This is a genomic window from Alienimonas sp. DA493, from assembly GCF_043951915.1.
In the GTDB taxonomy this organism is placed as follows: domain Bacteria; phylum Planctomycetota; class Planctomycetia; order Planctomycetales; family Planctomycetaceae; genus Alienimonas.
Genome location: NZ_JBINJD010000171.1, coordinates 1 through 10876 on the forward strand (window position 1 = coordinate 1; position 10876 = coordinate 10876).

The 10876-nt window shown below is 73.9% G+C and carries 9 protein-coding genes and 1 pseudogene; 8 read left to right on the forward strand and 2 right to left on the reverse strand.

The window, feature by feature from the left end; genetic code table 11:
- The 3 genes from ACG2DA_RS19175 to ACG2DA_RS19185 form a co-directional block, all read left to right on the forward strand.
- Positions 1–1176 (forward strand): response regulator (locus ACG2DA_RS19175; RefSeq protein WP_395257814.1); only part of this gene is annotated, 1176 nt, incomplete at its 5' end.
- Between the two features lie 349 nt (positions 1177–1525).
- Positions 1526–1765, forward strand: a complete 240-nt coding sequence (locus ACG2DA_RS19180) for a DUF2185 domain-containing protein (protein WP_395257831.1) — start codon at positions 1526–1528, stop codon at positions 1763–1765.
- Complete coding sequence (locus ACG2DA_RS19185; RefSeq protein WP_395257817.1) at positions 1740–2279, forward strand: hypothetical protein; 540 nt, start codon at positions 1740–1742, stop codon at positions 2277–2279. Before ACG2DA_RS19180 ends, ACG2DA_RS19185 begins: the two co-directional genes overlap by 26 nt.
- Positions 2280–2352: 73 nt before the next feature.
- On the opposite strand, the gene ACG2DA_RS19190 is transcribed toward ACG2DA_RS19185, so the two are convergent.
- Positions 2353–3123 (reverse strand): hypothetical protein, encoded by a 771-nt coding sequence (locus ACG2DA_RS19190; RefSeq protein WP_395257819.1) that lies wholly within the window; start codon positions 3121–3123, stop codon positions 2353–2355.
- Between the two features lie 221 nt (positions 3124–3344).
- Here ACG2DA_RS19190 and ACG2DA_RS19195 point away from each other — a divergent pair, with 221 nt between their 5' ends.
- From ACG2DA_RS19195 to ACG2DA_RS19215, 5 genes are all read left to right on the forward strand, one after another.
- Positions 3345–4301, forward strand: a complete 957-nt coding sequence (locus ACG2DA_RS19195) for a hypothetical protein (RefSeq protein WP_395257821.1) — start codon at positions 3345–3347, stop codon at positions 4299–4301.
- Positions 4302–4442: 141 nt separating this feature from the next.
- Positions 4443–4925, forward strand: coding sequence for a hypothetical protein (locus ACG2DA_RS19200; protein WP_395257823.1), 483 nt, complete (start codon positions 4443–4445; stop codon positions 4923–4925).
- Positions 4926–4996: 71 nt separating this feature from the next.
- A complete protein-coding gene (locus ACG2DA_RS19205) occupies positions 4997–6244 on the forward strand; it encodes a hypothetical protein (protein ID WP_395257825.1) in 1248 nt (415 codons plus the stop codon).
- A gap of 139 nt (positions 6245–6383) precedes the next feature.
- Positions 6384–6617, forward strand: coding sequence for a hypothetical protein (locus ACG2DA_RS19210; RefSeq protein ID WP_395257827.1), 234 nt, complete (start codon positions 6384–6386; stop codon positions 6615–6617).
- Between the two features lie 258 nt (positions 6618–6875).
- On the forward strand, positions 6876–9353 hold the full coding sequence (locus ACG2DA_RS19215) for a hypothetical protein (protein WP_395257829.1): 2478 nt from the start codon (positions 6876–6878) through the stop codon (positions 9351–9353).
- Positions 9354–9679: 326 nt separating this feature from the next.
- On the opposite strand, the pseudogene ACG2DA_RS19220 reads toward ACG2DA_RS19215, so the two are convergent.
- Positions 9680–10876: pseudogene (locus ACG2DA_RS19220) on the reverse strand (hypothetical protein); the annotation flags it as partial.

Below are 10876 nucleotides of genomic sequence, written 5' to 3' on the forward strand. Positions count from 1 at the left end.
CGCCGGCGCCGGCGGGCCGAGCTGGACGCCCCCGGGGTGGCGGGCACCGTGGAGAAGCCGATCGCCCGCAGCGAACTGCTGGACACGATCGTCGCCGCCCTGGGCGCCGAGCCGATCCACGAGTCCGACGGCGAACGGTCCCGCTCCGTCACCCCCGCCGCCCAGGCCGCCCGCCTGCGGATCCTGCTGGTGGAGGACACCGCCGCCAACCGCAAAGTCATCACCGCGGTGCTGACCAAACGCGGCCACAAGGTGACGGTCGCGGTGAACGGTCGGGCTGGCGTGGAGACCTTCACCCGGGCCCTCGATCAGGCCGCCGCCCGCGCCGCCGCCGGCAAGACGCCCGTGCACGCCCAGGCCGTCGGCGGCCGCCGCGGCGGGTTCGACGCGGTGCTGATGGACGTGCAGATGCCGGTGCTCGACGGCCTGCGGGCCACCGCGGAGCTGCGCCGCATCGAGGAGGCCCGCGACCTGCCCCGCACCCCCGTGCTGGCCCTCACCGCCCACGCGCTGAAGGGCGACCGGGAGCGCTGCCTGGAGGCCGGCATGGACGGCTACCTCTCCAAGCCGATCGACGTGCACGAACTGATCGGCACGCTCGAACGGCACGCCCGCCGGGCCCGCCGCGTCGCCGCCTCCCGGGCGAAGGAGAGCCGCGGGGCCGTCGGCTCCGCCGCCGCCGCCGCCGCCGTGCCGGACTCCGACCCCGCGCTGTCGTTGACGGACAGCTCAGCGGAGATGGGCGTGCTGGACCCCGGCGCCTTGGACGAGGACGAGGACGCCCCGGCGGTCTTCGACCGGGCCGCGGCGCTGACCCGCATGGGCGGGGACAGCGGGCTGCTGGCGGAGGTCGCCGGGCTGTTCGCCGAGGACGCCCCGCCGCTGTGTCGCACCTTCCAGCAGGCCGCCGAGAAGGGCGACGCGGAGTCCGCCCGGGTGGCGGCCCACACGCTCAAGGGGATCTGCGCCACGGTGGGCGGGGAGCGGGCGAAGGCCGCCGCCGCCGCCGCCGAGCAGGCCGCCGCCGCCCATGTGGACGACGCCCTGGCGAACGGCCGCGACCCCGCCGCCCTGCCGCCGACCGACGTCGCCGACCTCCCCCCCGCCGGCGCCGCCCTCACCGCCGCCGTCCAACAACTCGCCACCGCCCTCACCGAGGCCTTCCTCACGCGGTGAGGCCCCCCCAACGACCGCCGCGGCCGCCGCTTGACCGGCCGCCGGGGGCGGGGTGAGATCGAAACGCCGGCAAATCGCCCCCAGGGCCCGCGGCGCGTTCTCCGGCCCGCCCGCCCCCACATCCTGGGGTCCGCCCCCGCGGCACGCACAACCACGTCCAGCCCGATGCAGAATAACGTGCGCGCGTTATCTTGCGTTCCGGCGGATAAACAGTAGTTATCCCATCATGACAGACCCAAGAAAGAAACCGTTTCGGCTATCGGCTGATCAGATACGCCCACTTGCGACTGGGCATGGTGGATGCATTGCCACGGACATGATTACTTGCGGCGGGCACAAAGTCGCCTTTATGTACCGCGAGGCGACCGACCGAGATGTGGATAGCGGCTGGCGATTCATGTCAGGTCTCGAATCGGATGAGTACATGGATGACCCAGACAATCACGCTGTATACGACGTCAATACAATTGCCAATTACGATCCCGACGTCATCCCATTCCTTGACGCGCCTGTTGGATCGGTATTTGAACGCGAGAACGGTACCGGGCCTTTCGTTGCGGTCCATGACTTCGAGCCACCAGCGGATTAATTGGGATAACAATGGCATGAACGCGGAGCCGCCGATCGCGCGTTTTCAAATGGGGCATCAACCGCGGCGGCCCGGTTATGCCAGACGTTCCGCATCGCGAGAGCCACGCATGGGAAAGCGAGATCGATATCGCGATCATGTCGATCCGGAGTACAGGCGATGGGGCCGCACATATCGCTCGTTTCCCGGCGTTGACGAATGCGTTCGGCTGATACTGGATCGCAGGGCGACCGGTGCGTGGGCCGATATTATCGCTTACGAGCTTGCCGAGAACGCGAGCGAACGCCTCGACGAATTGCTAAACGCGTTCCGCGTCCACGAATCGAACGATGTGGCGCTATATGTGTTGACGGCGCTCGAAATGGCCGCCCTGCCCGCGAGCGTCGATTTCCTTGCGGGCGTTCTGCGAAAGGGAAACCCCGCATTCAGGCCGTATGCTCAGCGAGCGCTACAAGCAATCGATACGAAGGAATCGCGGACTGCCCTATTCCACGCAACGGATGCAGAACAATGACATTCACAGGAGGGCGGCCGCCCCGCCCGCGCTTCGGGCTGGTCAGCCGCGCGACGATCAGCAGAAGGGTGCCCTAATTCAACGTCACCGGCGTGGCGTCGACGCGGACGAGCTGGGCCGCTTCGGCTTCGGGGGCGATCACGCCGCCGGTCCCGTCCGGGGCGTTTTGGCCGGCGGCGGGGGCGGGGACCATCAGCCGCACCGGCACGACGCCCAACGATTCCAGGGCCGCGTCGTAGCTGTCCACGATCTCCGCGTCCGCCGGCGGGGGGGCGGTCCCGATCGACGCGGCGTGCTCCGCCATCAGGTCCCGGTCGTCCGCGGTGAGGTACGTCCGCACCGGCTCGCCGGGGGCGTGCCGCTCCAGGGAGACCGACCCGCTGGTGTCCTCCCCCTGAAACAGCAGCACCGGGGCGTTCAGCGTCTCGGCGAACGCGGCGGCGTCGAACGGCTCCCAGACCCCGATTCGGTGGCCGACCTGCACCCAGTCGCTGCCCGTCACCTCCGCGACGGTGCCGTCCGGCCCGTAGGCGGCCTCGTCCGTCGCCGTGACCGGGACCTCGCGGACGACCGCCGCCCCGACCGCCTCCCCGTACGCCTCGGACACCGCGTCCATCGGGGCCTGCGCGAACAGCACGACCCAGGAGGCGTTCCCGAAGTCGCCCACGAACGCGCTGAACTCCTCCGGCAGCCCGTAAAGGTCCTCCTCCTCGAAGCCGTCTTCCCCCTCGAAGCCGTCCTCCTCGGTCACGGACGCGGCGTCCGGCGCCGGCGAGCAGCCCGCCGCTAAACCGGCGAGGAGCGAACCGAGGGCGAACAGAACCGGCGTCGTCAGGCGGAGCATCGGGGCGTCCGGAGAAGGGGCGGGGGGGCGAAGTATCGTCCCGCTCCGATGCGTGTCGCAACCGGCCGGGGCCGGGTTCGGCGGGCGGCGGGTCGCCCCCCGTTGCGCCGGTTTGTGAGCGTAACCGACTCGGAGATCGGGGCTTAGGAGAAAAGAGGTCCCCGACTCGCCTTCGGTAGAGGCCGCACGTTCCCGCGGCCCGCCCCCCGAAGAGCGATTCGATGACCGAACCGAAACCTCCCGATCGTCCCCCCGGCGCCGACCCCGCCCGCCCGTCCCCCGAACCGTTGACCGAGCGGGTCGCCGACTGGCGGCCGGACCGCGAGGCGATCGACGCCGCCGCCCGCGTGGTCCGCGGCGTGGCGTTGTGCGGGACCGCGTCCCGCAACGGCTACGCCTATCCCGAAGCGGTGCTGCGGGCCGCCGCCCCGTTGTACGAGGGGGCGCCGGTGTTCCTCGACCACGCCGAGACCCGGGGCCTGCGCGGAGCCCCTACCGACCGCGGCCGCAGCGCCCGGGACTACGTCGGCAGCGTGCGGAGCGTCCGTTTTGAAGAGGGCCGCCTGCGGGGCGACGTGGCCGCGTTGGACACCGAGGCCGGCCGCACCTTTCTCGCCCTGGCGGCCGGCGACGCCGCCGGCGCCGCCCCGCGGGTGGGGATGAGCCACGTGGTGCTCGCCGAACGCACCGCGGACGGGTCCGAGGTGACGGCGATCCGCGAGGTGCTCTCCGTGGACGCCGTCGCCTTCCCCGCGACCGTCTCCCGCCTGCGGGAGTCCGTGTCTCCCGGGTCGGGAGACAGCTCGGGAGACAGTGACTCCCGGCGACTGCGGGAGGAGTTGGCCGAGGCCCGGGCCGAGGCGGCCCGGTTGCGGCGGGAACGCTCCGCCCGGGCGGCGGCGGACGCGGCGATCGAGGAGAGCGGCCTGCCGGGGTGGGCGGCGACGCCGGCGTTCCGGCGGGCCCTCGTCGCCGCCGCGTCCGACGCCGACCGCCGTTCCCTCGCCGAGGACCGCGTCGCCGTGCTGGAGCGGCTCCGCATCGCCCGCCCGCCCGGCGATCCGTCCGCCCCCTTCCCCCCCGGTCCCTGCCCGGTCGGCCCGGTGAGCCGGTCGCGGCCCGCGGCGACGGGGCCGGATCCCGCCGCCCTGCTCGTGCGGGCCGTCCGCGGCGCCTGAGCCGGCGGCTTCAGACCTCACCAACCCGAAGCGTCAGCGAGGGACGCGGGCGTCGCCCGCCCGTACGGCACGCCAACCCTCGCTGACGCTTCAGGCTCGTTCGACCTTCGACTTTCCACCTTTCCTGAAAGAGCTTCGACCATGTCCGCTTTGACCTACCGCACCGGCCCGACGCAGTTGGTGCGGGTGCCGAGCGATCCGGCCTTCACGATCCGCCCCGGCATGCTGGTGGGCCTGTGGGGGTCGGTGGTCCGGCCGCCCTCGGGCACGCCCTGGGCGGGGGATCTCAACGCGACCCAGGGGCTGTTCGCGGAGGTGTTTCTGGGCGTGGCCCACTCCGTCGCGGAGGCCGGCGAGAGCCGGACGGTCTCCGTCGATCTGAGCCCGCTGGCCGTCTACGCCCCCGCGCTGGAGGCGGGCGGGTGCGCCTTCGGGACGCCGCTGGCCCCGGCGGACGCGGGGGGCGAACTGTCCGACGAACTCCTCACCCCGGTGGCCGGCCGGATCACGGCGGTTGGGCTGGCGCTGGAGGCCGCCGACGCGGACGCCCCCCGCGTGCGGGCCGCGTTCGCCTCCGTGGGCAGCCCCGCCTCCAACCACGCCAAGGCCCTCGGCCCGAGCTGACCGCCGTCCGGCGCGTCCCCGTCCTCACGGTTTATTTCCCTTTATTTTCCCTTTTAAACACCGATTGATCTATGCAACGCACCGACCTGGCCGGGCTGATCGACTCCCTCGGCCCCGCCGCCTTTTACGAGAAGACCCGCGACCTGCTGGCCGCCGGCACGCTGACCCCCGACGACTTCAGCCTCCGCCGGCTCGCCGAGGCCTGCGGGATCTTCGGCGGCCCGTCGTTTGGGGGACCGGGCGACCGCGGCGTCGCCGACGGGCTCGCCGCCCTGCGGGAGGCCGCGGCCGGCCCGGACCGGGCCCCGATCGCCCTGTTGTCCGAAGAGCGGCTCAGCGAGCACGCCCCCGGCGCCCGCACGGATCTGTTCCGCGTGGTCACCGCGGAACTGCTGGCCCGCAAGGTGGCCGAAGGCTACGACGCGACGGCGGGACTGATCGGCGACTCGCTCGTCACGGTCGTGAAGGCGACCGGGCGGGGGGCGAAGATCGCCGGCTTCACCGCCACCGCCGGCCCCACGACGATCCCCGAGGGCCACGAGTACGAGGAAAGTACCTTCGCGGAGAAGTTCGTCACCTCCGAGGAGAGCAAGCAGGGCCGAATCCTCTCCGTGACCGAGGAGCTGATCGCCTTCGACCAGACCGGCGAGGTCTTCCGCCGGGCGATCCGGCTGGGCGAGGGCCTGCGACAGGAGCGCGAGCGCACGATCGTGCGGGCCGTCGCCGACGCCGAGGTCGGCAACCCGGTGTATCGCCCGAACGGCGTGGGCGAGGCGCTGTACGCCGCGGACGGCTCGAATCGGAACCTGATCGGCCCGGCGAATACGACCAGCCCGACGCACGCCGCCGCCCTGCCGCTGGACGATTGGGCCGCCCTGGACGCCGCTCGCAGCTACCGGGCCACCGAGGTGCTGGACGACCGGATCGACGGCCAGCGCCGCCCGATCCTCGCCCCGGCGACCCAGGTGCTCGTGCCGGAAAGCCTGTCCGGCACGGCCCGCGGGATCGTGGAGGCGACCGAGATTCGCCGCACGGTCGACGGGACCACGACCGTCTCCGGCAACCCGCACCGGCGGTTGGAGGTGCTGAGCAGCCCCTTCCTGGACGAACTGGGCGCCGAGGGCCGGCGGGACTGGTACCTGGGCGACTTCAAGAAGCAGTTCGTGTGGACGGAGGTCTGGCCCGTGCAGACGTTCCTGCAGCGCAGCGACGGCCCGGCGGCGTTCGAGCGGGACGTCGCCCTGCGGGTGAAGGCCCGCTACTTCGGCGGCATCTCCGCCACGGACACCGCGTTCGTCACCAAGGTCGTGGGCGGCTGAGGCCCGCTTCGCGGGAGGGGTAAGGCGTGAGGGGAAAGGCGTAAGTGACCGCGTCGCGGTCTCCCCTCGCGCTTCGCCCCCCGCCTGCGTGCTTACGCCTTACGCCTCACCCCTTTTTCCCTCTTCGCAAACATCGACCATGAATCAAACCGCCACCGTCCCCTCCTCCCCCCGTTACCGCCTGAACGCGGCGGACGGATTGAAGATCCTCCGCGGCGCCGCGTTGGCGGCCGGCGGGGCGATCCTGACGTACCTCGCCACGGAGGTGTTGCCGAACCTGGAGACCGGCGCCGCCCTCGGCGGGGCCCTCGCCGCCGCCGCCGCGACGGCCCTGAACGCCCTCCGCAAATGGCTCACCGGCCCGGCGACCTGACGCGCCGTCGGCGGGCCGTGCCGACGACCTGACGAAGCCGCGCGACGACCCGGCCGCCCCCGGCGGTCGGGTCGTTTTGTGCGCGACATGGGGCGCTCGACCAGCCGGAGCGGCCCTTCCCCGCCCCGGGCCGGTGGTGCGAGATCTCCCGATCGCGCCGCGCGGGCGCCCGCCGCCGGATGAGCGTGGGAAGTCTTTAACGTTGGCGGATCGGCTCTCGCCGACCTCGACCCCTCTCCGCAATCTTCAGACCCCGCCATGCGAACTCGCCTTCCCTGGGGCGCCGCCGCGCTCCTCCTCCTGCCGTGGGCCGCGCCCGGGCAGGACCCGCTCCTGCCGGATCTGCCGGAGCCCTCCGCCGGACTCGCGGCGCCGGACGACGTCGGCCTGTCCGACCCGACCGCCGCCGCGGAGATCCTCACCCGCGGCCCGCTGCACGAGGCCTTCGCCCGGCCCTACGCCGGGCAACCGGAGCCGGGGCTGATCGTCGAACGTCAGCCGCCGGAGCCGATTGACGAACTGCCGCCCCAGCAGCGGCCCGAGGGCGACAACGTCGAATGGATTCCCGGCTACTGGGGCTGGGACGTCGACGGGCAGGACTTCCTCTGGGTCAGCGGGATGTGGCGGGACGTGCCCGCCGGCCGTCAGTGGGTGCCCGGCTACTGGGCCGAGGCGAGCGACGGTTCCCAAAGCGGCTACCAGTGGGTGAGCGGCTTCTGGGCCGACACGCAGACCCGAAGCGTCAACTACCTTCCCTACCCGCCGGAATCGCTGGAACGCGGCCCCAGCTCCCCCGCCCCGGAGGGCGATTACTTCTACGTCCCCGGCTGCTGGATCTGGACGACCGCCGACGCCTCCGGCCCCGGGGCCGACCGCGGCTATCGCTGGCGGCCCGGCTTCTGGGCGCCGGCCCAGGAGGAGTACGTCTGGGTTCCCGACTACTATGAATGGACCCCCTACGGCTGCGTGTTCGTCCCGGGCTACTGGGACTACCCGCTGGAGCGCCGCGGCCTGCTGTTCGCCCCGGCGACCTTCGGCCCGACCTACGTGACCCGGACCCGCTACGTGCCGAGCGTCGTGGTGAACCCGGAACTGCTGGTCACCACGCTGTTCGTCGCGCCGCGGTATCAGCACTACTACTACGGCGACTACTACTCCGTCGCCCAATTCGACGGCCGCTACGACCTCGGCCGGCGGAACATCACGTTGCTGCCCTGGTACGCCCTGGCGAGCCCGCAGTTCGGCTACGGCTACACCGACCCGCTGCTGACCTACTACCGCTGGAACTACGCCCGGCGGCAGGTGAACCTCGTCGAGCGGTTGCAGACCTGGAGCACCTTCTATCAGCGGAACGAACGGGCCCGCCCGCCGCGGACCTACCGGGCCTTCGCCGAAGCCGTACGGACCGGCGGCGCCGACCGCCCCGCCACGTTCGCCGACTTCGCCGTCGCCCTCAGCGATCTGAACGCCGGGGCCGGCGCCCGGGTCTCCGGCGAGCGGTTCGGCGGCGTCGGCCGGCTGGTCGCCGTGGATCAGCCCCGCATCCAACAGGCCGTGCAGGAACGGGACGCCCTCCGCGATCTCACCCGTCAGCGGAACCGGCTGGAACGGCTCGAAGCCGCCGTCGACGCCCAGGGCGAGCGCCTGGAGAACGTCGCTGAACAGGCCCGGGATCGGCAGCTCGATCTGGGCGAATTGGCGGACGCGGCGGAGGAACGCCTCACCGCCCGCCCCAACTTCGGCAACCGCGGCGACAACCCGCCGGGCGCCGATCAGCCGGACGCCGAGCAGCCGGGCGACGGCGATCGTCCGGGCCGCGGTCTTGGTCGCCCGGACCTGCCCGAGCCGCCCCGGCCGAACGGCGACGGGACCCCCGGGGCCCCCGGCGACGCGATCCCCGGCGACGACGCCCGGCCGGACCGCCGCGAGCCCGGCCGCGGGTTCGACCCCCGCGACGTCTTCGGTCGCGACGGCGACCGGCCCGCCGGCCTGCCCGGCCTCGGTCGGGGGAACGACCCGAACCGTCCCGGCGACGACCAACCGGGCCAGCCCGGTCAGCCCGGTCAGGACCAGCCGGGGCAAGATCGACCAGGTCAGGACCGCGGCGACCTGCCGGGGATGAACGAGGGCCGCGACGTGCCGCCGCCGTTCCGCGCCCGTCGTTCGGACGCCGGCAACGAGAATGACAACGCCGGTCCGGGCCGCCGCGGCCCCTTCGACCGCACCCCGCCGGGCCTCGGCGGCCAACCCGACGGCCAACCGGGAGCCCAACCCGGCGGCCGGCCGGGCGGCGAGAACGCCGATCGCGGCCCCGGGCGGCCCGACTTCCCCGGAAACCGCGGCCCCGACATGAACCGCGACCTCCCGGGCCGTGACAACCCGGGCCGCGGCAACGCCGGCGCCCCGGGGAACCGCGGCGGTGAAGCCGGCCCTCCGGAGAACCGGGGCGGCGGCAACGCCGGCCTTCCGGGCAACCGGGGCGGTGAAGCCGGTCCCCCGGAGAATCGCGGCGGCGGTCGGGGGAACGGCGGCGAACCGAACGCCGATTCCCCGCAGACCCCGTCCGCACCGTCGACCCCGTCCGCTCCGTCGACTCCGGCGGCTCCGCAGACCCCGTCCGCTCCGGACACGCCGACGACCCCGCCTGAGGCCGAGGCGCCGGAGACCCCGGCCGCCCCGGAGACCCCGGAGACCCCGGAGGCGCCGGAGACCCCGGAGAGCGACGAGGAAGACTGACCGACTCTCGTTCAGATCGAATCGGTCGCCGCAGGGCGGCGGGACGCGCTCCCGCCGCCCTGTTTGCGTGCGCCGACCGGCGTTTCCCCTGTGGACCGAGCTGACGGCGTCGCCGGACCTGCCGGTCCTCCGCCTGCCGGCGCTTCTCCCCCGGTCGGCGGCGTGGGGAACCGGTTCGACGGCGGTCGGCCTGCCGCCGGCGACGCGCGGGTTCGGGGGGATCGGCGGTTCGGCCGCGCTGCTCCCCAACGCACGCCACCCCGGCCGCGGGGCGAACTCTGCGACCGGGGCGGCGGAACCGTTACGGGCGGCGAACCGCGGCGGCGTCAGTTCTCGACCGGGGTCGTTTCGCCGGACGCGGCGGTTTCGCCGGAGGCGGCCGTCTCGCCGGAGGCGGCGGGCTCGACCGGCTTGCCGGGGGCCGGCTCGGGTTTGGGGTCGACCGGGGCCGGCTCAGCGGGAGCGGGCTGCGTGGGCATGGGGGCCGGACGGAAGACGGAGGCGGACCCGTCCGCGGTGACCTCGCCGCTCACCTCGCCCTGCACGCCGCCGACCGGCACGACCGGGGAGGGCATCGGTTCCGGCCGGGGTTGGAGGAGCCGGCCCGAGACGTTCGCTTCGTTGAACGTCGAGACGCCGGCCCCGACGGCGCCGGCGGTCCCGACGGCGCCGTCGACGGCGCCCTCGGCGTTGGCCCCGACCTGCGTCGCCACGCGGGTCCGCTGTTCGTACTGGGCGCGGGCGATCGTTTCGAGCCGGTCGCACTGGACCAGCAGTTCGGCCTGACCCTCGGCGACCGCCCGGTCCCGCATGCGGTCGATCTGGGCGAGGCGGTGGGCGAGGATGCGGTCGGCCCGGGAGAGTTCGAACCGGACGCCGGCCGACTCGCCGCGGCGGCCGAGGCGGGCGTCGGCCTCGACGGAGCCGGCGAGCCCGCCGTTCACATCGGTCCCGACGACGCCGGTCGACCCGGCGCCCGAGCCGTTCCCGCGAGCGCCGGCCCGCACCGAGGCGTCGGCGGAGACGCCCACGCCGATCCCCCCGCGGGCGCCGGCGCCCCGGCCGACGGCGCCGCTCAGCATACCGGCTTCGCCCAGCACGCTGCCGGAGCCCGCCGCGGCTCGGCCGCGGAGTTCGGCGCCGGTGCGGGCGCCGAGGCCGATCCCGCCCCGCAGGTCCCGCCCGAGCCGGCCGGCGCCGGTCTGCGGGGTGACGCTGCCGCCGGCCGCGGCCCCGCCGCCCAGCGCCCCGCTGCCGCTCAGGATCCCGCCGCCCACGCCCAAGGCCCCGCCGCCGTTCAGCGCTCCGTTGCCCCGGAGCGCCCCGCTGCCGCCGAGTGCTCCGCTGCCGCCGAGGGCTCCGCTGCCGCCGAGGGCTCCGCTGCCGCCGAGGGCTCCGCTGCCGCCGAGGGCTCCGCTGCCGTGTGCCTGGCCGCCGCCGATGGCCCCGATCGCGGTGGCTCCGGCCCCGGCTCCGGCGTTCGCCGCAGCTCCGGCCCCGGCTCCGGCGGTCGCCCCGGCGCC

Coding starts and splice junctions, on each gene's coding strand:
- ACG2DA_RS19180 (WP_395257831.1), top strand. CDS start 1,526: ATGTACCGCGAGGCGACCGACCGAGATGTGGATAGCGGCTGGCGATTC.
- ACG2DA_RS19185 (WP_395257817.1), top strand. CDS start 1,740: ATGACTTCGAGCCACCAGCGGATTAATTGGGATAACAATGGCATGAAC.
- ACG2DA_RS19190 (WP_395257819.1), bottom strand. CDS start 3,123: ATGCTCCGCCTGACGACGCCGGTTCTGTTCGCCCTCGGTTCGCTCCTC.
- ACG2DA_RS19195 (WP_395257821.1), top strand. CDS start 3,345: ATGACCGAACCGAAACCTCCCGATCGTCCCCCCGGCGCCGACCCCGCC.
- ACG2DA_RS19200 (WP_395257823.1), top strand. CDS start 4,443: ATGTCCGCTTTGACCTACCGCACCGGCCCGACGCAGTTGGTGCGGGTG.
- ACG2DA_RS19205 (WP_395257825.1), top strand. CDS start 4,997: ATGCAACGCACCGACCTGGCCGGGCTGATCGACTCCCTCGGCCCCGCC.
- ACG2DA_RS19210 (WP_395257827.1), top strand. CDS start 6,384: ATGAATCAAACCGCCACCGTCCCCTCCTCCCCCCGTTACCGCCTGAAC.
- ACG2DA_RS19215 (WP_395257829.1), top strand. CDS start 6,876: ATGCGAACTCGCCTTCCCTGGGGCGCCGCCGCGCTCCTCCTCCTGCCG.